The organism is Pseudomonas sp. A214, assembly GCF_900156295.1.
Taxonomy (GTDB): domain Bacteria; phylum Pseudomonadota; class Gammaproteobacteria; order Pseudomonadales; family Pseudomonadaceae; genus Aquipseudomonas; species Aquipseudomonas rhizophila.
On record NZ_LT707062.1, the window covers coordinates 3,556,661 to 3,580,471 of the forward strand.

The window sequence follows — 23,811 nt, forward strand, 5'->3', positions numbered from 1 at the left end:
CGTAAAAGGGGAGTCGTATGCCTGACGGAAGTGGCGGGGCGGTTCGGAGTCTGCATGAGGCACCGCTGAGCAGTGCGTTTCGTCAGGCTTGGCTGAAGTGGTCCCAGGACTGGCAGGACTTGCCCAAGGACAGCGCCCCCGCGGTATTGGTCAGCCGGGTGGTGGAGTTTTCCGGTCGAAGCGCCCAGCGGTTGTGGCGGGTGGCCTTTGCCACCGTGGGCGATGCGGCCACCGAGCAGGTCAAGGCATTGGTCTACGCCTTCGTGGCGCTGGTGGACGAGACCTTGCTGTTCACCCCATGGCCGGGACAACTGGCCTGGCAGCAGCATCCCCTCGAGTCGCGCATGTACTCCAGCCGTCAGGCCGGCGAACGGTTGCCGGCTGCGATCAAGAAACTGCTCGATGAGCAGATGCCCGGCACCCGTGACCTGGCCAACGTGTACCTGCAGTGTCTGATTCTCGGTTTTCAGGGCCGATTGCGGGGCGAGCCCGGTCAGGTCCAGCACGAAAAATGGCGGGTGGCGCTGTTCACGTTCGCCTGGCAGCACGAGCCCGATTATGTCGATGTCAGCCAGCGCCTGGCGATGTCTGCGGCGGCCACACCGATACGTGTCCCGGTTCAACAGTCGTTGCCGGACGGTTTGCGCCTGGGCCTGGTGATCCTGGCGATGGTGTTGCTGTTGACCGGGTTGGGGCAGGTGTTCTGGCGTGACATCCAATCAGAGCTTGAACCGGTGCTGCAACTGAACGAGTCGGTGGTTCAGGAGCAGGACTCATGAGCCTCTTGAGCATCGTCGCCCTGGTGTTGCTCGCCATTGTCGCGGTGCTGCTGATTGCGGCGGCGATCTGGTGGCTGCGCACCCAGGGCGGCGCGGCTATCCGCAGCTTCTATGGCGCGGTGCGCCACATGGAGCAGGAGCAAGGCACTCGGGACCGCTATCAGATGCCCTGGTTGTTGATGCTGGGCAACGAGGCCGATGGCGCGCAGTTGTGCGCCCAGTGGCGTTTGCAGCCGACAGACAAGGCGGCGTGGTTCGGCCGCTGGTGGTCGGATGCCGAAGGCGCGGTGCTGGTGGTGCCCCAGGCGCTGTTTTTGCCCGATGAGGGCATGAACATGCAGCGGGGCAACTGGTGGCGCCTGTTGGGATTGATTCTGCGCCTGCGCAGCAGACGGCCGCTGGATGCGGTGATCTGGACTGTGCCGTTCGGCAAGCTCGATGACATCGAGCAGACGACCGAGCTGAGTCTCAAGGTCCGGCGCTGTTTCATCGACCTCTTGCAACGGTTCGGTCTGAGCTTGCCGGTGTACGTGGTGATCACCGGGATGGAAGAACTGCCGGGGTTCCAGGAACTGGTCAGCGCCTTGCCCGCCCAGGCGCGGGAATCGACGCTGGGCTGGTCGTCGCCATATTCGCCCGAGGCGGCGTGGCAATCGCAATGGAGCGATCAGGCGCTGGATCAGGTCAACGCCGCATTGTCCCAGTCGATCATCGAAATCGGCGCGCTGTCGGGGCAGTTGAGCAGCGATCTGTATGGGTTGCCGGAGCGTTTCGAAGGGTTGCGGCGCGCCATGCAGCTGCTGCTGGAACCGGTTTTCCAGGGCAACGCGCAAGGCGAGGCACCACGCTTTCGTGGCGTGTATTTCACCGCCAGCCAGGCGCCCGCCGTCACTGGCGATGGGTTGACCGCCAGCGACAGCGTTTTGCGCCAAACGGTGTTCGCCCGGCAATTGTGGTCGCGCCGGCTGGTGGCCGAGCGGGGGCTGGCCCAGCCGGTGCCACGCCTGCTGCGCTTGCGCCAGCGCTGGCATCGGCTGGGCGGTGGGGTGGCGCTGGTGGTCGGCGTGGTCTGGCTGGGGAGCATGGTCTGGGTCTGGCACGATTCGGTCGAGCAAGCCGAGGGCTTGTCGCGGTTGGTCCTCAGCGCGCACAAAAACCATGTCGTGGTCGACCCCGACAAGCCGCAACTGGAGCCGACCCGGCACAACGTGCAGAACTACTGGAACGTGCTGGAAAAAGCCCCGCGCTGGCGTTTCGTCTCGGTGGTGTTTCCGACTTCCTGGTTCTCCGCCGTGGACGTACAACTGGACAACGGCTTGCGCATGACCGCCCGCCATCATTGGATATTGCCGCTGCGTGACCTGCTGGTCTCGGACCTCGAACAACTCAAGGGCATCCGCAATACCGAGCGGCGCGGCAACGTGGAAAGCGAAGATCCGGCCCAATGGCAAAGTTACGTGAAAGCCAAGGACCTGGTTGAGCGTGCGGTGCGCCTGGAACAGCACAACCAGATGTTCAGCCAGGCGGTGAACAACCCCAAGGCACCGTTGGACGAGCTGGTGCAACTGAGCAACAACGCCCTGTCGTTGAACCTCAACACCGGGACGTTGAGCCGGGCGCGTTTTTACAATCGGGTGCTGTTCGATGCCCAGAATAGCGATTTGAAAGGCCTGGACCTGAACGCCGCGCGCCCGGTGATTGCCGATAACTTCATGGGCCTGATGCAGCGCTGGCTGGATCATTACTTTCTGGCGGACAACTTCGTGCGTCAGGCCGGTTACCTGAAGCTGCATCTGCAACGGCTTGAGGCCGGCGGCGGCAACTCCTTGAGCGAACTCGAAGAGCTGATGGCGTTGGTCGATGACCTGCAAAGGCTCGTCAGCCTGACCAACTCGGCCTGGGGCCGGGGCAAGGGGCAGGACCTGGTGCCCGGTTACACCCAGTTGATGGACAAGGTGGGCCACAGCACGCTGCTGGGGCCGGATCTTGAGCAGGATCTGCAGAGCCAGGCGGCAAAATTGCAGCAGAGCTTTCGCGACCAGTGGATCGTCCAGACCGGTTCCAGGGACAATCTGTTGGTCCAGCAGGGCAGCGGTTTGCTGGTGCTGCAGGAGCATGTCACGGCGCTGGACGGCGCGGTACAAGCGCTGTTCAAGCGTGACTTCGTGGCATTGGCCATGCAGAAGGCGCCGTCGGACAGTAACGCCGACTCGATGGGCCGGGGTGACAGCGACGATTTCAGCGTTGCCTTGAACTACTTCGCCAGCTACCAGAGCTACGCCAATGAAGAACTGCCGCGCATCCCGCCGGATTATCGTGGGGCGCTGATGGAGGCTGCTGAAAGCGCGGCGGCGCGGGCCATGTGGCTGAGTCTGGATGACAGCGAGCAACCGCTACCGGGCATGAGTTTCAATGTGCAGACCTCCCAGGCCGTTGCCCTGCAAAAAGCTTTCATGGATGTGAAGCGCAGCGATCTGGCGATTCGTTTTCAGCGCCTGCTCAACCGCCGAGCGTTGGCGCAGATCCAGAGCGGCCTGAACGAAATCGACGCCCAGCCACTGTTCACTCAACGTGCCGATGTCCAACGCTGGGACGGCTCGAAGAACTTCGGCTTGCAGTTGTACGGCGCCACTGATCCTCAGGACTTGAAGCTGAACCTCAACCAGCAGTTCGGCGCCATGCTACAGATCGCCGAGCATCGTATGCCTGCGCTGGAATGGCTGATTGTCCAGCAGGACAACCTGTCGGCCCTGGAGCACGATCAGGTTGCCCGGTTCATGGCGCTCAACGACGAACTGCTCAAATACAAAAACCAGAACCCGGCCAGTGCGGCTGCCCAGCTGGAGCAATTGGTAAGTCGCGATTTCATCGAAATGGACACCACGTCCTGCGCGCAGATTCTGCAAACGTCCAGCCTGCCCGGCGGACGTGGCGACCTGGCCGTGCGCACCGTTACGCTGCAACAAAGTGCCTTGCAGCGCTGCCTGTATCTACAACAGAACCAGGCGGCGACCGCCTGGAATGACCTGGCCAATTATTTCAATCAGTACCTGGCCGGGCGCTTTCCGTTTTCCCAGGACGTGCGGGCCAGCGATGCCGACCCGGCGCGGGTCCAGCGCCTGCTGGAGCTGATCGACACGCGGCTGCCTCAGGCACAGGCCGGACTGGCATTGAGCCGGACGCCGGAGCGATTGGCGGCGGAGGATTTTCTCAACCGTTTGAAACAGGCCGGTGCCTGGCTCGGGCCGCTGTTCGTGCGGGACAAGAGTGGCTTGCTCGGCGTGGAAATGGACGTGCGCTGGCGAACCGATCGCGAGCAGGAACGCGGCGCGGATCAGGTGATCGCCTGGGGGCTGAACGCCGGCAACCAACAGATCAGTTACCCAGGTGAAACCGGGCAGAACCTGCGCTGGATGGTCGGCCAGCCGGTGAGTTTGACCCTGCGCTGGGCCCGTAACGGTTACCAGCGTCCGGCCAACGACCCCTTGCAACCCGACCTGGTGGTGCGCGATCTGGAAGCCGGCTGGGAGTATCAGGGGCCGTGGGCGTTGCTGCGCCTGATGCGCTCACTGGGGTCGAGCCAGCGCCAGCCGAACGCCGACTACACCGACTTCCCGCTGACCCTGCAACTGCCCGTGACGGCCCAGACCCAGGCGACCACGGCGCAACAGACCCAGATGTTCCTGCGTTTGTCGCTGATGAGCCAGGGTTCGAAGCTGCCGCTGTCGATTGCGCCGCTGCCGACCCAGGCCCCCCGTTCACCTTTCATGGCGACCTCATCGAGCACCGCCATCGCAACCCGCGAGGAGGGCTTGTGAGTTTGCCGATATCCCCTTTGCCCGAACTCATCCCCCGGTTGCTTGAGCCGATCAGCGCCGAATCGCCCTGTGGCCAGGATCTGCGCTACGAGCCGGAGTTCGACCAGTTGCGCGAGTTGCGCCGGGAGGACGACACCAGCCTGCCCACAGGTGTGTGGCAATCGTCGATCAAGCGCGCCCAATGGCCGGAACTGGAAAGACTTGCCACTGTGTTGCTGCTCGAGCGCAGCAAGGATTTGATGATCAGCGCCTGGCTGGGGGAGGCCTGGTTACACCTGACCGGGCTGGAAGGACTGCCGGGCAGCCTGGCGTTGGTGGCGGGTCTGTGTGAGCGCTACCCCGAGCAGCTGTATCCCCGGGCCGATGACGGTGACCCGTCGTGGCGGGTCATTCCGCTGGAGTGGCTGGCCCGTCGCTACAGCGAAGTGTTACTGACACGGGTGCCCTTGTTCGATGGCCGGGACCCTGATTTCGACGGTTTCTGCCTGGCCGACTGGCAACGCTTGCAGCGCCAGCAGGTGTTGGTCAACGACAGTAAAAACGCCAAGGCCTCGGCGGAAGCGGCGCGCAACGACCAGAAAAAACTTAGCGAACTGATTCGCACCACGCCATTGTCGTTCTGGCTGCATCGCCAGGGCAGCCTGATGCTGAGCCTGCAGCACCTGCAACGGCTCGAAGCCTGGAGTGATGCCTACCTGGGCGATCAGGCCCCAGGCTATTCCTCCCTGCAGGACGTGATACAGGCCTTGCTGACATTGATAGAGGAGTTCATTGCGATGAACCCACAGCAACCCACCGTCGTGCCGGTGCAAGCACCACCGCCGGTGACGCCGCAAACCGCCCCGGCACAGGCGGGCGCCGGGGCAACCCTGGCTTTTCAGGAGCCGGCCAGCCGCGAGGAAGCCTATCGCCAGTTGCTGGTCATCGCCGGCTACCTGGCTCGCACCGAACCCCACAGCCCGGTGCCCTATTTGATCCGGCGCGGCGTGGAGTGGGGCAACAAACCGTTGAACGAGCTGCTGGGCGAACTGATCAGTGCCGATGCCGAATCCCGGCGCGTGTGGACGCTATTGGGCGTTCTCTAACGCTCCTCGTCGGGCAAGCGCACCGGCGTCAGTACCGGTTTGCCGGAAAAGAACGCGGTCAGGTTCTGGCCCACCAACTCCACCATAGCGCGGGTGGCTTCCGGCGACAGGCCTGCCACGTGGGGTGTGAGGACGACGTTGGGCAGGTTCTTCAGCGCCTGCGGCACTTCGGGCTCGTGATCGAACACATCCAGGGCCGCTCCGGCAATTCGCCGTTGTTCCAGGGCGCTGATCAGGTCGGCGGTGGCAACCACGCTGGCCCTGGCGACGTTCACCAGAAATCCTTTTGGACCGAGCGCATCCAGGCTCTGCTTGTTTATCAACTGCCGGGTATCCAGGCCGCCTGGTGTGGCGACGATCAGGAAGTCCGAGACCCGCGCCAGTTCCGTGGGCGTGGCGCAGAAGGTGTAGGGCACGTCGTTGCGTACCCGGCGATTGTGATAGCTGACACTCATGTCAAAGCCCAGGGCGGCCCGTTTGGCGATCGCCATGCCCACTGCGCCAAGGCCCAACACGCCCAGCCGCTTACCGGCCAGGGAAGGGCGCGCGCTCCTCGGCCATTCGCCCCGTCGCAGGGCGGCATCGCAATGGGGGATATCGCGCACCAACGCCAGCAACAGCGCCATGGCATGGTCGGCTACCGACGACGCATTGACCCCGGCGCCATTGGTCACGACGATGCCGCGCTGATGGGCGGCCTGCAGGTCCACCTGCTCGTAGCCGGCGCCGATCACGCAGATGATTTTCAGGTTGGGCAGGGCGGCAATTTCCTCGGCCGTCAAACCCAGGGGACCGCGGGTCAGAACCGCGCTGAACCGTTCTCCATGTTCGTAAATCGCCGTCTTGCGCTCGGCAGGCGTTGGCGCCAACTCCAAGTGATAGCCCTGACGCTCAAGAATCGGCAGGTATTCGTTGACGGTTTCAACCAGTACAAGAACGGTTGCGGTCATGCTGTGCTCCTGTGGGCAATAGGACTGACGAAAAACCTGTGGGAGCGAGCCTGCTCGCGATAGCGGTGTCTCAGGAAATACCATGGCTGGCTGTTCCATCGCTATCGCGAGCAGGCTCGCTCCCACAGGGTTTTGTGCATTATGGCTTATCCTGCGCTGGTAACTGTTTCATCTGTTCTGAGTGTAGGAGTTGGCGCAAAACGGCGATAGGTCGGCGGCTTCATTCCCCGGCGTTATTTGCCGCAGATGCACCGTCCTCACAACCGCTCCTCAGCTAAGTCTTTGCTTCTGCTCGTTAATCCCGGACAATCGCGCCCCTGTTTCGGCCAGGGCGCTGCCTGTCGGGTTTTCCGACTCGTCCTGGTCGGGTGCATGTGACCGGAATGCGGAGATCCGACCGGATGAATGATCAGGCCACTAGCGTCGAAGAACGCTTTGAAACGACAGCCCCAGCTACGCTCAGCCAGTGGGGGCGGCATGACACTACTTGGATGTTGGGCCTGTTTGGCACCGCCATCGGTGCAGGTACTTTGTTTTTGCCCATCAACGCCGGCCTCGGCGGTTTCTGGCCGTTGTTGATCCTGGCGTTGCTAGCCTTTCCCATGACGTTCTACGCCCATCGGGGCCTGACCCGTTTCGTGTTGTCCGGCCGTGAAGGCGCGGACATCACTGACGTGGTGGAGGAGCATTTCGGTATCAAGGCCGGTGCACTGATCACGTTGCTGTACTTCTTTGCAATTTTCCCGATTCTGCTGATCTACAGCGTGGCGCTGACCAATACGGTGGGCAGCTTCCTGGAGCATCAACTGCATATCCAGCCGCCACCTCGGGTGGTGCTGTCGCTGGTGTTGATCCTGGGTTTGCTGGCAGTGGTGCGCTGCGGGGAGCAGGCGATCGTCAAGGCCATGAGCCTGATGGTCTATCCGTTTATCGTAGCGTTGCTGTTCCTGGCGGTGTTTCTGATCCCGCACTGGAACGGTGGCATCCTGACCACTGCGTCCACGCTGCCTGAACCTTCGGCGCTGCTGCATACCTTGTGGCTGGCGATTCCGGTGATGGTGTTCTCGTTCAACCACTCGCCGATCATCTCGGCGTTTGCGGTGGATCAGAAGCGTCGCCATGGCGATAACGCCGAAGTGCGCAGCTCGCAGATCCTCTCGCGCGCCCATGTGCTGATGGTGGTGATGGTGCTGTTCTTTGTGTTCAGTTGTGTTTTGACGCTTTCCCCGTCGCAACTGGCCGAGGCCAAGGCGCAGAATCTGTCGATCCTGTCGTACCTGGCCAACCACTTCAGCAATCCGACCATCGCTTTTGCCGCGCCATTGATTGCGTTCGTGGCGATCTCCAAGTCCTTCCTGGGGCATTACATTGGCGCCAGCGAAGGCCTCAAGGGCCTGATCGTCAAGAGCGGTCGACGTCCGGCGGCAAAGACCCTGGACCGTCTGACCGCAGCGTTCATGTTGGTGGTGTGCTGGATCGTCGCCACCCTTAACCCGAGCATCCTGGGCATGATCGAAACCCTGGGCGGCCCGGTAATCGCGGCGATCCTGTTCCTGATGCCGATGTACGCAATCCAAAAGGTCCCAGCCATGGCCCGTTACCGCGGCCAGGCGTCCAATGTGTTCGTGACGCTGGTAGGGGTGGTGGCAATTACCGCGCTGGTCTATTCCCTGACATCCTGACCGGATTCCCTGTGGGAGCGAGCGCGCTCGCGAAAGCGGTGGGTCAGCTTGCATTGATGTTGGATGTGCTGCCGTCTTCGCGAGCAGGCTCGCTCCCACATGGAGTCTTGGGTGTTCATAGATTCGTCATTCACCACAAGTCTCTGTGGGAGCGAGCCTGCTCGCGATGGCGTCAGTTCAGGTTGCATCGAAAACAGGCATAAAAAAACGCCGCCCCTCGCAAGAAGGGCGGCGTTTTTAGTCGAGCGTTGAAGCCTTAGGCTTGAACGACCGGGATGTTGGCATTGGCAGCCGCTTCACGGAACTCGGCGATCTGGTCGAAGCTCAGGTAGCGGTACACGTCCGCTGCCATGCTGTCGATCTTGCCGGCGTATTCCATGTACTCCTCGACGGTCGGCAGGCGACCCAGGATAGACGCCACGGATGCCAGTTCGGCCGAAGCCAGGTAGACATTCGCGCCGTCGCCCAGACGGTTCGGGAAGTTACGGGTCGAAGTCGATACCACAGTGGAGTTCGGTTCCACGCGTGCCTGGTTACCCATGCACAGCGAGCAGCCTGGCATTTCCATCCGTGCACCGGCCTTGCCGTAGATGCCGTAGTAGCCTTCTTCGGTGAGCTGGTGAGCGTCCATCTTGGTCGGCGGCGAGAGCCACAGACGGGTTGGCAACTGACCCTTGACCTGTTCCAGCAACTTACCGGCAGCGCGGAAGTGGCCGATGTTGGTCATGCACGAACCGATGAACACTTCGTCGATCTTCTGCCCAGCGACGCTGGAGAGCAGGCGGGCATCGTCCGGGTCGTTCGGCGCGCAGAGCACAGGCTCCTTGACGTCGGCCAGGTCGATCTCGATGACTTCGGCGTATTCGGCGTCCTTGTCGGCTTCCAGCAGTTCCGGGTTGGCCAGCCAGGCTTCCATCGCCTGGGCACGACGCTCCAGGGTGCGGGCATCGCCGTAGCCTTCGCCGATCATCCAGCGCAGCAGGGTGATGTTCGATTGCAGGTATTCGGCAATCGATTCCTTGGACAGCTTGATGGTGCAACCGGCAGCCGAACGTTCGGCCGAGGCGTCGGACAGTTCGAACGCTTGCTCGACGGTCAGGGTTTCCAGGCCTTCGATTTCCAGGATGCGGCCGGAGAAGGCGTTCTTCTTGCCTTTCTTCTCGACGGTCAACAGACCTTTCTGGATCGCGTAGTAAGGGATGGCGTGAACCAGGTCACGCAGGGTGACGCCTGGTTGCAGCTTGCCCTTGAAGCGAACCAGGATCGATTCCGGCATGTCCAGCGGCATGACGCCAGTGGCGGCGGCGAACGCCACCAGGCCAGAACCGGCCGGGAACGAGATACCGATCGGGAAACGGGTGTGGGAGTCGCCACCGGTGCCGACGGTGTCCGGCAGCAGCATGCGGTTCAGCCAGCTGTGGATGATGCCGTCGCCCGGACGCAGGGACACGCCGCCACGGGTCATGATGAAGTCAGGCAGGGTGTGGTGGGTGGTCACGTCGATCGGCTTTGGATAGGCCGCGGTGTGGCAGAAGGACTGCATCACCAGATCGGTCGAGAAGCCCAGGCACGCCAGGTCTTTCAATTCGTCGCGGGTCATCGGGCCAGTGGTGTCCTGGGAACCCACGGTGGTCATCTTCGGCTCGCAGTAGGTGCCCGGACGAACGCCGGTCACGCCGCAGGCCTTGCCGACCATTTTCTGCGCCAGGGTGAAACCCTTGGTGCTTTCGGCCGGGGCTTCCGGCTTCTTGAACAGGTCCGAAGCGGGCAGGCCCAGCTCGGCACGTGCCTTCTCGGTCAGGCCGCGACCGATGATCAGCGGGATACGGCCGCCGGCACGCACTTCGTCCAACAGGACCGGGGTCTTCATTTCGAAGGTGGCCAGGACTTCATCAGTGCCGTGCTTGCAGACTTTGCCAGCATGCGGGTACAGGTCGATCACGTCGCCCATGTGCATGTTGGACACATCGAATTCGATCGGCAGGGCGCCGGCGTCTTCCATGGTGTTGTAGAAAATCGGGGCGATCTTGCTGCCGAAGCAGAAACCACCGGCGCGCTTGTTCGGCACGTAAGGCACGTCGTCACCGAAGAACCACAGCACCGAGTTGGTGGCTGATTTACGTGACGAACCGGTACCGACCACGTCACCGACGTAGGCGATCGGGAAGCCCTGGCCGCGCATCTCTTCGATCTGCTTCATCGGGCCGGTCTTGCCTTGTTCATCCGGCACGATACCGTCACGGGCCATTTTCAGCATGGCCAGGGCGTGCAGTGGGATGTCCGGGCGGGACCAGGCGTCAGGAGCCGGGGAGAGGTCGTCGGTGTTGGTTTCGCCGGTAACCTTGAACACCCGAAGGCTGATCTTGTCGGCCAGCACGGGGCGGTTCTTGAACCACTCGCCGTCGGCCCAGGATTGCAGCACGCCCTTGGCGTGAACGTTGCCATTGCGGGCTTTTTCAGCCACGTCGTGGAAGGCATCGAACATCAGCAGTGTGTGCTTGAGTTCTTCGGCGGCTACGGGCGCCAGTTCGGCGTCGTCCAGCAGGTCCACCAGGGTCACGATGTTGTAGCCGCCCTGCATGGTGCCGAGCAGTTCAACGGCGCGCTTCTTGTCCAGCAGAGGGGATTGGGCTTCGCCTTTGGCCAGGGCGGACAGGAAACCGGCCTTCACGTAGGCGGCTTCGTCGACTCCAGGCGGAACGCGATTGGTGATCAGGTCAACGAGGAAAGCTTCTTCGCCAGCCGGAGGATTCTTCAGCAGCTCGATCAGGCCTGCGGTTTGTTCGGCGTTAAGCGGCTGGGGAACGATACCCAGTGCTGCACGCTCTTCGATATGTTTGCGGTAGGCTTCAAGCACAGTTATTACCCTCATCAGTGGTCCCAAATGGGTGTCCGGGACGCTCATCCAGAAACCCACGGTACTCATGCGCGTCGGAGGCTTTTTGAGCCACCACGCCAGAGTTTCCGCGAGTTCCTCACAGAAGCTGCTTTCAAAGTTTTACGCCTGCAGAACGGGGAGCTGATGAGGGTTGGCGTTGGGCTTTCCCCGCTGGAAAGACCCTCGGCCAACACCGCTCTGAAGGAACGACTGTGCTCGTGACGCTTTGAAAACAGCTTCTAACGGACATTGGCGCCTTAAAAGGCTGGCTGATTCTACGGCAAAAAAAAAATAAACGTAAGTTGGCCCCTGAAGTTTGAGGGGTGATCAATCTTAGACAAAGGGCTAACATGCCGGCCTGTCCTGCTTTTGCGTGTGTTTTTCCTTATGCCCAACCAGCTCATCAAGACCCCCTGCGTCGGCCTTTGCTCCACTGTCTACGGTGACCTGGTGTGCCGTGGCTGCAAGCGGTTCCACCATGAAGTGATTCATTGGAACGGCTATAACGAGGACGAAAAACGCGCGGTGTGGATGCGGCTTGAGCAGTTGCTGGTCCAGGTGATGGTGGCCAAACTGGAGGTTTTTGATCCTGCGCTGCTGCGCCAGCAACTGGAAACACGCAAGATTCGTTTTGTGCCGCACCAGTCGGAATATTGCTGGGCTTATCAATTGATCGCCCGTGGCGCGCGGGTGATCAACAACCTGGAAGCCTACGGCATGGTGCTGATGCCCGAATTTCGCGACTGGGACCTGCCGGACCTGCGCGACGCCATTGATCGGGAATTCTTCCTGCTGTCCGAAGCCCATTACCAGCGCTACATCGCGCCGGGCTTCCTGAAGGATGCCATTGGCGGCTGAAGGAGATGGCTTTTGTGGCGGGGGGTGTCAGTCCTTGACCGCCAGCTCCACCAGATGATCCTCGACCTCCTGCGGTTTGAGCACCAGCACGTCGCTTTCCAGCGTGTCGAGCACCGCTTCGGCGGTATTGCCGATCAAGACCCCTGACAACCCGGAACGCGCCACGGTGCCGATCACTGTCACCGCTGCCTGCAGCTTGCGTGCCATGTATGGAATCAGGACGTCCGCCGGACCTTCTTCGATGTGCAGGTGTTGGTCGTCGATGTCGAACTCAGCCTGGAACGCCCGGCATTGTTCGCGGTATTTGGCCTCGATGGTTTCCTTGAGCTGGAACGTCGGATCGGCGGAGGACAGCATCGGTGTGGGATGGGCGCTGATCACGTGCAGGTGCGCCTTGGCCAGGATGGCAATGTCGTAGCCGTGATCGATGATGGTGGAGTGCAGGTGGCGGTGCTCGCCGTCGGCATTGCCCACGTCGACGGCGGCGAGGATCACTTTGTCTTTCCAGGAACCGGCGGTTTTCACCAGCAGCACTGGAGTCGGGCAATGGCGCAGCAATTTCCAGTCCGCCGGGGTGAGCAGGGCTTTTTTCAGCGGGCTGTCGGGAAAATGTTGCTTGATCACCAGGCCGCAACCTTCGGCCTGCTGTACGTCGATGATGGTTTCGTAGAGGCTTTCGTTCCAGGCCTGTTCGGTGGTGACACTGTAGCCGTCGGCCAGCAACGCGGCCTTCAGCACGCTGAGCATGCCGGCATGGTCATGCTTCTTGTCACACACCAGCAGATGCAGGTGGGCCTGGGTGACACCGGCAATCAGCTTGGCGCGCTTGAGCGCGAGGCTTTCCGAATGTTCGGGGTCGATGACCACCAGAATGCTGCGAATGGCTTGCATGATCGGCGTCTCCAGCAATAAAAAGGCATGGCGTTGCTCAACTATAGTTGTTGTATGGCAGTCGTCGACTTGATGCATATCAACGGCGGTGGCTGGTGGTCTGGAGGCAGGCCGGTATAATCGGCGCCCTTCGCTCGACTCTCTTTTTCCGTGAGCCCCATGATCCTTCCCGAAATTCATGAATTCCTTGGTTGCCGCACTCCCGATGCCTGGGTCCAGGCGGCGCTGGCCGACCAGGAGACGCTGCTGATCGACCACAAGAACTGCGAATTCAAGGCCGCCAGCACCGCCCTGAGCCTGATCGCCAAGTACCACTCCCACGTTGACCTGATCAACCTGATGTCACGTCTGGCCCGGGAAGAACTGGTGCATCACGAACAGGTGATGCGCCTGATGAAAAAACGCAAGGTCGGCTTGCGCCAGCTCTCTGCCGGGCGTTACGCCTCGGGGCTGCGCAAAGTGGTCCGCAGCCACGAACCGGTCAAACTGGTGGACACTTTGGTGGTCGGCGCTTTCATCGAGGCCCGCAGTTGCGAGCGTTTCGAGGCCCTGGTGCCGCACCTGGACGAAGAATTGGGCAAGTTCTATTTCGGTTTGCTCAAAAGCGAAGCCCGGCATTTCCAGGGCTACCTGAAACTGGCCTACCAGTATGGCGACGCCAAGGACATCGCCCAGGTGATCGACAAGGTTCGTGACGCCGAGCAGGCGCTGATTGAATCGCCGGATGTGGAGTTTCGCTTCCACAGTGGTGTGCCTGCGGTATAGGGCTGTTTGCCCTGACGCCATCGCGAGCAGGCTCGCTCCCACATTTGATCTTCAGTGAACACAAGTAATGAGTACACCGAAAATCCCTGTGGGAGCGAGCCTGCTCGCGATGAGGCCTCACGCAGCTCTACATCCTTAATCGCTCAAACCCAGGCGCTCATGCCATTGGGCAATGGACTCCTGGGGATAGATCTCGAACCGCTGATCGCCGGCGTGCGCCTCGACTTCCACCCACGGCGCCTTGGAGCCCAGCATCAGATGGGTGTGCTCAGGCGGTACCGGCAACGGCGTATCGATGGCAGAGGCGAACGGGTGGATCAGCTCAGGCCATTCGGGGCTGAACAGCCACAAGCCTGAACCGCAAAGGGAACAGAAATGCCGTTCGGCGCTACTGCGGTGGGCGCGTTTATCCCCGTCATTCTTGAGCCGCGCATGATAGATCGAGATGTGCTTGCGACCGCGTACCTTCAAGCTCCGTGCATCGCCCCCCAGGTTGATCGCAAAGCCGCCTCCACCCTGGGTCTTGCGACAGATCGAGCAGTAGCAGCGCTGATAAGGGTAGGGGTGGGCGCTGTCGAGGCTGAACGACACCGCGCCGCAATGGCAGGATCCTTCGAGCTGCATGAGAACCTCCGGTTGGCAATTGGGAAGTGGCTCAGGACAGCCTAGACGGTCGGCATTTTTTGACAGCTGAATTCAGGCCGGCCATGCGGCAGCCATCGCGAGCAGGCTCGCTCCCACATTTGATCTTCAGTGAACACAAACACCGAAATCCCTGTGGGAGCGAGCCTGCTCGCGATGAACGATGACGCGCTCTAGCGACCGGGCACCCGCCACAAATACCACGCCGCCACCGTCCGATGTGGGCTCCACGCCTGTCCAATCCCACCCATCTGTTTGCGCGTCGGTTGGACGTCCAAACCCTTGAGCCGCCGATACCCCTCACGCACTCCAAAGTCATCCGCCGGCAGGATGTCGGGTCGCTCCAGGCTGTAGATCAGCAGCATCTCCACGGTCCAGCGTCCGACGCCGCGCAGGGTGATCAAGCGTTCGATCAAGGCCTCATCATCCATGGCCAGCGCCGCGGGGTAGTCCGGCACCACCTCGTCCAGCGTCGCTTGAGCGATGCCCTGTATGGTCGCGATCTTGCTGGCGGAAAATCCGCAGTCGCGCATCTGTTGGAAGTCAGTCGCCAGGATCTGCTCAGGCCTGGGGAATATCGCTCCCGGAAACAGCCGCAGAAAGCGACCGAGAATCGCATCGCCGGCTTTAGCATGCAATTGTTGATAGGCAATCGCCCGGACGAGTGCTTCATACGGGTCGCGGGCCGGTTTGGGTTGCAGCAGACAAGGGCCGATTATCTCGACATGACGGCGCCAGTCTTCGTCGAGGCTTGCCAGAAAGGTGCTGGCATCGTGGTACGGGACAGGCATCAGGTGTTCACTCGGCAGGCTGATCAGAATGCCAGTGGCAGGGACACCTGCACCGCAGCTTTTTCCAGCCGCAACAGAAAAGCCTTGCGTGGCTGCCCGCCACCATAGCCGGTCAACGAGCCATCCGCACCGATCACCCGGTGGCAGGGGATGACGATGGCCAGGCGATTCTGGCCGTTGGCCAGTCCCACCGCACGGCTGGCACCAGGACTGCCGAGGGCAGTGGCGATGTTGCCGTAGCTACGGGTTTCGCCGTAGGGGATTTTTTCCAGTTCAGCCCAGACCCGGACGGCGAAGGCGCTGCCGGGCATGTGCAGCGGCACGCTGAACGAGGTGAGCTTCCCAGCGAAATAGTCGGCCAGTTCGGTTTCGATCTGTTGCAAGTGGGGATTGTGCCCCGGGGCGACGGTATAGCCGTAGCGTTGTTGCAACTCTTCAATTTCCCGGGTCAGGGCCGGGCGGTCGAGGAACTCCAGCAACACCAGGCCGCGCCGTTCGGCCATGGCCAGCATCGGCCCCAGTGGCGTTGTCAGGCGGGTGAACAGCAGGGGTTCGCTGTGGGCGGCGCGGCCCGGTGTGATGTGGAAAGACTTCACGAAGGCGTCACGAAATCCGCTCAGGGACTCGTAGCCTGAGTCAAAGGCCGCATTGTCGATGGAAATCCCTTCTTTGATGCCCCCCAGGGCGATGCCCAGCCGTCGGGTGCGCAGGTAGGCATGGAAAGTCATGCCGAAATGCTGCTTGAACCAGCGCCGCAGCTTCAGCGGTTCAATGCCTTGTTCCAGCAACAAGGCGTCGGTCCAGCGCAGGTCGGGTTCGGCGTCCACCGCCTTGAGCAGCGCCTGGATCCAGGCGGGCGCGATGGCGGCGGCATCCAGCGGCTTGCAACGCAGACAGGCTCGATAGCCGGCCGACATGGCTTCGTCAGCGTGGGCGAAAAATTCGACGTTTTCCGGCTTCGGCTTGCGCGCCGTGCAGCTGGGGCGACAGAAGATGCCGGTGGTCTTGACCGCCGTGAAGAACACCCCCTCGTAGGCGGTGTCTCGTTCGAGCATGGCGCGGACCATCTCGGCATGGGGTGGGAGCAGCGAGTCGTGTAGGTTCATGGGAGGAGCATAGAGCCAGGCCCGGGATGGCTCCACCGGAAAATCGACAGTGAATTTCCATTCACTTGGTCGGCTGCTTACGAACAAAAGTTGAACCCCTGAGTCTTAAAGGTTCAACCGTTGTTTTTGTCTTTCGGAGACATCATGTCCAAACATAAGAAATCCCTGATCGCCGTCGCTGTGTGTGCCTTGATGCTGAGTGCCTCAGCCTTGTTGCCCGCCGACCTGTCGCCTATTGGCGCGAGCTACGCTGCCGGTGGTGGGAATGGCGGGGGTGGCGGTAAGGGCGGTGGAAACGGCGGCGGCCACGGTGGTGGTGTCGGCGGTGGCCAGGGCAGTGGCAAGTCCAGCGCTTCCAGCGGCCTTGGTAAAGGATTGACCAGCGACCACACCGGCACCCGGACTCGCGATCATGGCCTGAGCGGCAAACACACCGGTACCACCCGCACCGACCGGACCAGCAAGGCTTCGCTCACGTCGAACATCGCCAAGGACCGTGACACGCGCGGCTTGACCAAGGCGTCGGCCATTTCCACCACTACGCCAGGCACCCACAACACCAAGGGACTGACCAACGCGACCAGCTCTTCGATCAAGAACGACCGCTGATCGCTTGAAAAAAAGCCGCGACGTTATGGATTGGCGTCGCGGCTTTTTTCGTTTATCGGCTTCGCATTACCCGAAGTGTTCAATACTTCCAGAACACCGGCGTGAACAACACCAGCACGGTCAGAATCTCCAGACGACCCAGCAGCATGCCAATGGTCAGCAGCCATTTGGCCGCATCCGGCAAGGTGGAGAAGTTGCCGGCCGGTCCGATGATCGAGCCCAGCCCTGGCCCGACGTTGCACACGGCCGTGGCGGCACCGGTGAGGGCCGTCGTCCAGTCCAGGCCGATCAGCGCAAGCCCAAGGGCGATAGCGCCGATGGTAATGGTGAAGAAAAAAGAAAACGTCAGCAGCGAACGGACGATCTCTTCGTCGATGGGGTGCTTGTTGTATTTTTTTTGAATCACCGCCCGCGGATGGATCAGTTGTTTCAAACTGCCCATCAGTAAGGCGCCGGCCACCTGAAAACGAAAAATCTTCAGCCCGCCGGAGGTGGATCCCGAACAACCGCCGACAAACGTCAGGTAGAAAAATAGCAGCAGGGCAAAGCTGCCCCATAGCGAGTAGTCACCCAGCGCCACACCGGTGGTGGTGACCACCGAAGTCACGTTGACGGCCACGATACGCACCGCGTCCAGCCAGGCGTAGTCGCTGTTCAGGCTCAGCCAGGTGCCCACCACGAGCCAGGTAATGACCAGGAACCCGAGGAATCCACGGACCTGATGATCCCTGAGCAACGCTCGTTTGTTCCCGCGCAACGTGGCGACATACAAGGTGAAGGGCAGTGCGCCGGCGATCATGATAATCACCGAGATCCAGTGGATGGCCGGTTGAGACCAGTTGGCCAAGGACGAATCCGAAGTGGAGAACCCTCCGGTGGAAATCATGGTCATCGCATGGTTGATCGCTTCGAAAGGTGTCATGCCCGCCAGCCACAAGGCCAGGGCGGCCAGGGCACTCAAGCCTAAGTAGAGCCACAGGATGTAGGTCGCCGCGACATGGGAGCGCGGTGTGACTTTTTCCGACCAGTCCGATGATTCGGTCTGGAACAGTCGCATGCCGCCGACCCGCAACAGCGGCAGGATGGCCACCGCCATGCCGATGAAGCCGATCCCTCCGAGCCACTGCAACATCGAGCGCCAGATCAGCAGGCCCGGGGAGGCATTGTCCAAGCCGGTGAGGATGGTCGAGCCGGTGGTGGTGATGCCGGACATCGTCTCGAAGAATGCGTCGGTGTAGCTGATGTGCTGGATAAATACCATCGGCAAGGCGGCGAAGGTGCAGACAACCACCCAACTGGCAGTGGTCAGCAGGTACATGTCCCGCGGACGCAGTTGTATGTGCTCTGGCCGACCACGTGCTACCAGCAAGATGCCGCAGACAGAGGTGATCAGGCTCGACCACAAGAACGCCGAGAGGTCATCGTTTCGCTCGTACACCATCAGCGTGAGAAGCGGGATTGCCATGCTCGCGGCCAGGGTGATCAGGAAAATGCCGAGGATGAATCCGATAAACCGCACAGCCGCAAGGGACATAAAACACGCCTGAAAGAATGAGCCGCCCAGTATCGATTTCGTTGACCGGACGCTGCGTAAAGTTTGCGTAAAAAAAAGCCCGAAACAGCACCTGTTCGCACGGCGCGCGGTGAGTCGTCGTCATTGGGCAGTTTTGTTCAATACCGCCAGTGGCGTGCAATTTACCTTGAACGCCACCTCACGGACATGAAGAAGGTATGCAATGAGTCTGATTATTTCCATGGCTGCGTTTGCACTGGTCGCGTCCATCACTCCCGGGCCGGTGAATATTGTAGCCCTCAGTTCCGGGGCGCGATTCGGCTTTCGTGCCACCTTGCGTCACGTGGCCGGGGCCACCCTGGGGTTTGTCTTGCTGCTGGTGTTGATGGGGCTGGGGTTGCACGAAGTGCTGCAGCGCTGGCCCGGCCTCACGCGAGTGGTGCAACTGGGGGGCGTGGGTTTTCTGTTGTTCATGGCCTGGAAACTGGCGATGGACAACGGGCAGCTGGGCGCCGGAGACGAGGAGCGGGCGCCGTCGATGTTTTACGGCGCGTTGATGCAGTGGCTCAACCCCAAGGCGTGGCTGGCCTGTGTGGCCGGGATGGGAGCATTCGTGGCCGATGGTGAGGCGCGGTTGGTGTGGCAGTTTGCGGCTATCTACCTGGTGATCTGTTATCTCTCGGTGGGCTGCTGGGCCTATGCCGGCAGTTTTCTGCGGGTCTGGCTGGGCAACCCGGCGACCATGCGCCTGTTCAATCGGACGATGGCGGCGTTGCTGGTGGTCAGTGCGGTGTATTTGTTGTTGCCTTGAGCCATCCCCGCGAAAGCAGGATCGGGAATCAACCGCGATATTGGCCCGGTGTGGCGGCCAGGTGTTGTTTGAACGCACGCTGGAAATGCGCCTGGTCGGCAAACCCGCTGTCCAGTGCGACATCGGCAATCAGCTTGCCTTCGCGTAACTGCCGACGGGCGAACTGGATCCGACGATTGACCAGGAAAGCATGGGGCGTCATGCCGTAATGGCGCTTGAAGGCCCGGCTCAGGTACGACGGCGAAAGTTGTGCGGCGGCGCAGATGTCTTCAAGTTTCAAGGCCTCGCTGCAATGGTCATGGATAAACTGCGCCGCTCGCATCAATCCCGGGTGGCTGCCACGGTCCGGGCGCCCGGCTGGGTTGAGCCGGTGTTGCAGGTCGATGAAAAACGCTTCGGCGGCGGCGTGTTTGCGGGCGATGTCGATCCGCTCATCCACCAGTTGGCCGTACAAACCCTGTAAGGCGGCAAACAGCTCGATGTCGCGGCTGTGGGTGGTGGCGAAGCCCTGAAAACCCAGGGTCTCGTCAAAGCCGATTCGGCGCTGCAAGTCCGTCAGCCACTGGGTGTCGACGTACAGCATTACATACGACCATGGCTGATCATTGATCGGGTTGCACGCATGGACATCGCCGGGGTTCATCAATACGACCGTACCGCTCTCTACCTGGAAATTCGATTGCTCATGAAGGTAGGTGCTGCGCCCGGCCGTGATCGCCCCGATGGAAAAGTGGTCATGGGAATGACGCGAATAGCAGACCTTGCGTCCATCGGCGATGCCCCGGGCTTCGATGAAGGGCAGCGCTGCATCACGCCAGAAACGTGGGGCGGCATCATGGGGGGCGGGCTTCATCGGTCGGCGTCCTCGTCTTGAACCTGTGTCGCAGTGTATTCGGCCCCGTCGAGAAATGCCTGTCTGATTTGGCCGTTCGGTTTGAAGAGGAGAGGGCCTGGGCTAGACTTCAACAAGCCCTCTCTATGGAGTTTCCGATGCTTGCGCCTGGTAAACCGGATAACGAAGCCGTTCGCCTCAAGAATTTGCACTCGCTCAAATTGCTCGACACTGCGCCCGAGGAGCGCTTCGACCGCCTGACTCGCCTTGCCCGGCGTTTGTTCGATGTGCCCATTGCGCTGGTGTCGCTGGTGGATGCCAACCGTCAGTGGTTCAAGTCCAACGCGGGCCTGGACGCCAGTGAGTCCGGACGCGACGTTTCATTTTGTGCACACGCCATTTTGCAGGATCAGATTCTGGAGGTTTGCGACGCGGAGCAGGACGAGCGGTTTCGCGACAACCCGTTTGTCACCGATAAACCCGGCATTCGTTTCTACGCCGGGCAGCCGTTGGCACTGGATGACGGCAGCAAGCTTGGAACCCTGTGCTTGCTGGACACCAAGCCGCGCAAGCTCAATGACGAAGAGCGCGAACTGCTGCGCGACTTGGCCAGCATGGCCGAGCAGGAAATGATTGCTGTGCAGATGGCGAGCATGGACGAACTGACCTTGCTGTCCAATCGACGTGGTTTCAAGACGTTGGCCCAGCATGCGCTGAGCGTTTGCGAGCGCCTGTCGCGTCCGGCAACACTGCTGTTCTTCGACCTCAACGACTTCAAGCTCATCAACGACCGCTTTGGACACGCCGAGGGCGATACGGCACTAAAAACGTTTGCCGACGTGCTACGCATCGCCTTTCGCGAAAGTGATGTGATCGGTCGTTTGGGTGGCGATGAGTTCGTGGCGCTGCTCACCGGCTCTGCCCATGTCGAAACCTCGGCGATCATGGCGCGACTCAGGGAAATCCTTGATGAGCGCAATGCGATGTTGCAGCGTGGCTATGACATCCGTTTCAGCGTGGGCCAGATCGACTATGACCCGAAGCGTCATCAGTCCATCGACAGCCTTTTGGCGGATGCTGATGAGGCGATGTACATTCAAAAACAGGCTGGCTCGCGCTGACGGCGTCACATCAAGCCCTTATGTGTGCAGGTCCATCGTCATCGCGAGCAGGCTCGCTCCCACAGGGGATTTGTGGTTTGCCCGAAGTCTATGAGCAACTCGGAAAATGTGGGAGCGAGCCTGCTCGCGATAGCGGTGGCCCATTCAACCCGAATGCAAGCTGACCCGCCGCCATGACCAGAGCGGAATAAAAAACGCCGCTTGTCCCTTTTCAGGACAAGCGGCGTTTTTACGCAGCGGATGTGACGTGAAGATTACTCTTCGATGTTACCCATGGCGGTGGTGTTGAAGCCGCCGTCCACGTACATGATTTCACCGCTGATGCCCGAGGCCAGGTCCGAGCACAGGAAGGCGCCGGCGTTGCCGACTTCCTCGATGGTGACGTTGCGACGCAGCGGAGTCTGCGCTTCGTTGGCGGCCAGCATTTTGCGGAAGTTCTTGATGCCGGAAGCGGCGAGGGTACGGATTGGACCGGCCGATACGCAGTTGACGCGGGTGCCATCCGGGCCCAGGGAGCCGGCCAGGTAACGCACGCCTGCTTCCAGGGAAGCCTTGGCCATGCCCATCACGTTGTAGTTCGGCATGGTGCGCTCGGCGCCCAGGTACGACAGGGTCAGCAAGCTGCCGTTGCGGCCTTTCATCATTTCACGACCGGCTTTGGCCAGGGCCACGAAGCTGTAGGCGCTGATGTCGTGGGCAATGCGGAAGCCTTCGCGGGTGGTGGCTTCGGTGAAGTCGCCGTCCAGTTGATCGCCCGGGGCGAAGCCCACGGAGTGCACGATGCAGTCCAGGCCGTCCCACTTCTTGCTCAGTTCTTCGAAAACCTTGGCGATTTCTTCATCGCTGGCCACGTCGCACGGGAAGCACAGCTCAGGGCTCGAACCCCAGCCTTGTGCGAACTCTTCGACGCGACCCTTGAGTTTGTCGTTCTGATAAGTGAAGGCAAGCTCAGCGCCCTCGCGATGCATGGCGGCGGCGATGCCGGATGCGATGGACAGCTTGCTGGCGACACCGACGATCAGTACGCGCTTACCGGCGAGAAAACCCATGTGTTGCTCCTCTTTCAGGTTATTCGGCAGTTGTTGGGGCCAGGAAAGCGGCCTCCAGCAACTGCTGTGTATAGGGGTGTTGCGGCGCGGCGAATATGCTGCGGGCATCACCTTGTTCGACCACTTGGCCATGCTTGACCACCATCAACTGGTGGCTCAGCGCTTTGACGACAGCCAGGTCATGGCTGATAAACAGGTACGTCAGGTTGTACTTGGTTTGCAGCGACCGCAACAGCTCCACCACCTGGCGTTGCACGGTACGGTCCAGGGCCGACGTCGGTTCATCCAGCAGAATCAACGCCGGCTTGAGCACCAGGGCCCGGGCAATGGCGATACGCTGCCGCTGCCCTCCGGAAAATTCATGGGGGTAGCGGTTCCGAGTCTCCGGATCCAGGCCTACCTCCTTCAATGCCGCGATTATCGCTTGTTCCTGCTCGGCTGCGGTGCCGATCTTGTGGATCCGCAGGCCTTCGCCGACGATCTGGCTTACACACATCCGTGGGCTCAGGCTGCCGAACGGGTCCTGAAACACCACTTGCATCTCCCGGCGCAGTGGCCGGACCTGTTGCTGCGACAGGCAGTCCAGCTGCTTGCCTTCAAAGCGGATCCCCCCCTGGCTGCCGATCAACCGCAAGATCGCCAGCCCCAGGGTGGACTTGCCGGAGCCGCTTTCGCCAACGATACCCAGGGTCTGGCCCTGGGGCAGGCTGAAGCGGATACCGTCCACGGCCTTGATGTAGTCCACCGTGCGTTTGAACAGGCCTTTCTTGATCGGGAACCAGACTTTCAGGTCCTCGACCTGCAACAGCGGCGGGCCGACCACGTTGGTCGCCGGGTTGCCGCTGGGCTCGGCGGCCAGCAGTTCCCGAGTGTACGGATGCTGCGGCGCGCGGAACAGCTCTTCGCACGATGCCTGTTCGACGATGCAACCGCGCTGCATGACACATACGCGATGAGCAATTCTTCGCACCAGGTTCAAATCGTGGCTGATCAACAGCAGCGACATACCCAGCCGCGCCTGCAAATCCTTGAGCAATTCGAGGATTTTCAGCTGGACGGTGACGTCCAGTGCCGTGGTCGGTTCGTCGGCAATCAGCAGCTCCGGCTCGTTGGCCAGGGCCATGGCGATCATCACTCGCTGGCGCTGGCCACCGGACAGTTCGTGGGGCAGGGCCTTGAGGCGCTTGTGCGGCTCGGGGATGCCCACCAGTTCCAGCAACTCCAAGGTGCGACGGGTAGCGACCTTACCGGATAGCCCCTTGTGAATGCCCAGCACTTCATTGATCTGCTTCTCGATGCAATGCAGCGGATTGAGGGACGTCATCGGCTCCTGAAAGATCATCGCGATCCGGTTACCCCGGATGTGGCGGATAGTCTTTTCTTTCAACCCGAGCAAATCCTGGCCGGCGTACTGGATGGTCCCGCTTGGATGGTGGGCCAGCGGGTAGGGCAGCAACCGCAGGATCGAGTGGGCGGTCACCGACTTGCCTGAGCCGCTTTCGCCGACCAGGGCCATGGTTTCGCCACGCTTGATGTCGAAACTGACGCCTTCGACCACCCGTTGCCGACGTTCGCCGACGATGAACTCCACGGCCAAGTCGCGCACTTCGATCAGATTGTCCTGATTCATT

Annotated in this window: 19 protein-coding genes; 9 read left to right on the plus strand and 10 right to left on the minus strand. The window is 61.1% G+C overall.

Annotated elements, in window-relative coordinates; genetic code table 11:
- The first annotated feature begins 17 nt into the window (after positions 1 to 17).
- From BW979_RS15975 to tssA, 3 genes are read left to right on the plus strand one after another with little or no spacing between them, the layout of a single operon-like run.
- The gene (locus BW979_RS15975; RefSeq protein ID WP_076384399.1) at positions 18 to 779 is read left to right on the plus strand and encodes a DotU family type IV/VI secretion system protein; all 762 of its coding nucleotides are present in this window, start codon (positions 18 to 20) and stop codon (positions 777 to 779) included.
- Positions 776 to 4,597 (plus strand): type VI secretion system protein, encoded by a 3,822-nt coding sequence (locus BW979_RS15980; protein ID WP_076384401.1) that lies wholly within the window; start codon positions 776 to 778, stop codon positions 4,595 to 4,597. The genes BW979_RS15975 and BW979_RS15980 overlap by 4 nt, the downstream gene beginning before the upstream one ends.
- The gene (gene tssA / locus BW979_RS15985) at positions 4,594 to 5,682 is read left to right on the plus strand and encodes a type VI secretion system protein TssA (protein ID WP_076384403.1); all 1,089 of its coding nucleotides are present in this window, start codon (positions 4,594 to 4,596) and stop codon (positions 5,680 to 5,682) included. The genes BW979_RS15980 and tssA overlap by 4 nt, the downstream gene beginning before the upstream one ends.
- On the opposite strand, the gene BW979_RS15990 is transcribed toward tssA, so the two are convergent.
- Positions 5,679 to 6,632: a 2-hydroxyacid dehydrogenase gene (locus tag BW979_RS15990; protein WP_047225744.1), complete on the minus strand. Its 954-nt coding sequence runs from the start codon at positions 6,630 to 6,632 to the stop codon at positions 5,679 to 5,681. The genes tssA and BW979_RS15990 overlap by 4 nt on opposite strands.
- A gap of 401 nt (positions 6,633 to 7,033) precedes the next feature.
- Between BW979_RS15990 and BW979_RS15995 the strand changes: the two genes are divergently transcribed.
- Positions 7,034 to 8,314: a serine/threonine transporter gene (locus tag BW979_RS15995; protein WP_076384405.1), complete on the plus strand. Its 1,281-nt coding sequence runs from the start codon at positions 7,034 to 7,036 to the stop codon at positions 8,312 to 8,314.
- Between the two features lie 256 nt (positions 8,315 to 8,570).
- On the opposite strand, the gene acnB is transcribed toward BW979_RS15995, so the two are convergent.
- Positions 8,571 to 11,171 (minus strand): bifunctional aconitate hydratase 2/2-methylisocitrate dehydratase, encoded by a 2,601-nt coding sequence (gene acnB / locus BW979_RS16000; protein WP_047225746.1) that lies wholly within the window; start codon positions 11,169 to 11,171, stop codon positions 8,571 to 8,573.
- Between the two features lie 408 nt (positions 11,172 to 11,579).
- On the opposite strand from acnB, the gene BW979_RS16005 reads away from it, so the two are divergent.
- Positions 11,580 to 12,050 carry a DUF1289 domain-containing protein gene (locus BW979_RS16005; RefSeq protein ID WP_047225747.1) on the plus strand — a complete coding sequence of 157 codons (471 nt, stop codon included), beginning with the start codon at positions 11,580 to 11,582 and terminating at the stop codon, positions 12,048 to 12,050.
- A gap of 27 nt (positions 12,051 to 12,077) precedes the next feature.
- On the opposite strand, the gene BW979_RS16010 is transcribed toward BW979_RS16005, so the two are convergent.
- A complete protein-coding gene (locus BW979_RS16010; RefSeq protein WP_047225748.1) occupies positions 12,078 to 12,941 on the minus strand; it encodes a universal stress protein in 864 nt (287 codons plus the stop codon).
- A 159-nt stretch (positions 12,942 to 13,100) separates the two neighbouring features.
- Here BW979_RS16010 and BW979_RS16015 point away from each other — a divergent pair, with 159 nt between their 5' ends.
- A complete protein-coding gene (locus BW979_RS16015) occupies positions 13,101 to 13,706 on the plus strand; it encodes a tRNA-(ms[2]io[6]A)-hydroxylase (RefSeq protein ID WP_076384407.1) in 606 nt (201 codons plus the stop codon).
- Positions 13,707 to 13,841: 135 nt separating this feature from the next.
- Here the strand turns inward: BW979_RS16015 and BW979_RS16020 are convergent, their stop codons facing one another.
- From BW979_RS16020 to BW979_RS16030, 3 genes are all read right to left on the minus strand, one after another.
- On the minus strand, positions 13,842 to 14,330 hold the full coding sequence (locus BW979_RS16020) for a GFA family protein (protein ID WP_076384409.1): 489 nt from the start codon (positions 14,328 to 14,330) through the stop codon (positions 13,842 to 13,844).
- 191 nt (positions 14,331 to 14,521) lie between these two features.
- Positions 14,522 to 15,139: a DNA-3-methyladenine glycosylase family protein gene (locus tag BW979_RS16025; protein WP_076384411.1), complete on the minus strand. Its 618-nt coding sequence runs from the start codon at positions 15,137 to 15,139 to the stop codon at positions 14,522 to 14,524.
- 23 nt (positions 15,140 to 15,162) lie between these two features.
- Positions 15,163 to 16,245 carry a bifunctional transcriptional activator/DNA repair enzyme AdaA gene (locus BW979_RS16030; protein WP_047225752.1) on the minus strand — a complete coding sequence of 361 codons (1,083 nt, stop codon included), beginning with the start codon at positions 16,243 to 16,245 and terminating at the stop codon, positions 15,163 to 15,165.
- 144 nt (positions 16,246 to 16,389) lie between these two features.
- On the opposite strand from BW979_RS16030, the gene BW979_RS27625 reads away from it, so the two are divergent.
- The gene (locus BW979_RS27625) at positions 16,390 to 16,854 is read left to right on the plus strand and encodes a hypothetical protein (protein WP_047225753.1); all 465 of its coding nucleotides are present in this window, start codon (positions 16,390 to 16,392) and stop codon (positions 16,852 to 16,854) included.
- A gap of 79 nt (positions 16,855 to 16,933) precedes the next feature.
- Here the strand turns inward: BW979_RS27625 and BW979_RS16040 are convergent, their stop codons facing one another.
- A complete protein-coding gene (locus tag BW979_RS16040; protein WP_076384415.1) occupies positions 16,934 to 18,388 on the minus strand; it encodes a TrkH family potassium uptake protein in 1,455 nt (484 codons plus the stop codon).
- 202 nt (positions 18,389 to 18,590) lie between these two features.
- Between BW979_RS16040 and BW979_RS16045 the strand changes: the two genes are divergently transcribed.
- Complete coding sequence (locus BW979_RS16045; RefSeq protein ID WP_047225755.1) at positions 18,591 to 19,178, plus strand: LysE family translocator; 588 nt, start codon at positions 18,591 to 18,593, stop codon at positions 19,176 to 19,178.
- 28 nt (positions 19,179 to 19,206) lie between these two features.
- Here BW979_RS16045 and BW979_RS16050 read toward each other — a convergent pair whose 3' ends face one another.
- Positions 19,207 to 20,031, minus strand: coding sequence for a helix-turn-helix transcriptional regulator (locus BW979_RS16050; protein ID WP_047225756.1), 825 nt, complete (start codon positions 20,029 to 20,031; stop codon positions 19,207 to 19,209).
- 137 nt (positions 20,032 to 20,168) lie between these two features.
- Here BW979_RS16050 and BW979_RS16055 point away from each other — a divergent pair, with 137 nt between their 5' ends.
- Positions 20,169 to 21,131 (plus strand): sensor domain-containing diguanylate cyclase, encoded by a 963-nt coding sequence (locus BW979_RS16055; protein WP_047225757.1) that lies wholly within the window; start codon positions 20,169 to 20,171, stop codon positions 21,129 to 21,131.
- Positions 21,132 to 21,385: 254 nt separating this feature from the next.
- On the opposite strand, the gene fabI is transcribed toward BW979_RS16055, so the two are convergent.
- On the minus strand, positions 21,386 to 22,180 hold the full coding sequence (fabI, locus tag BW979_RS16060; protein WP_003202751.1) for an enoyl-ACP reductase FabI: 795 nt from the start codon (positions 22,178 to 22,180) through the stop codon (positions 21,386 to 21,388).
- A 19-nt stretch (positions 22,181 to 22,199) separates the two neighbouring features.
- Positions 22,200 to 23,810, minus strand: coding sequence for an ABC transporter ATP-binding protein (locus BW979_RS16065; protein ID WP_076384417.1), 1,611 nt, complete (start codon positions 23,808 to 23,810; stop codon positions 22,200 to 22,202).
- Position 23,811 lies beyond the last annotated feature (1 nt).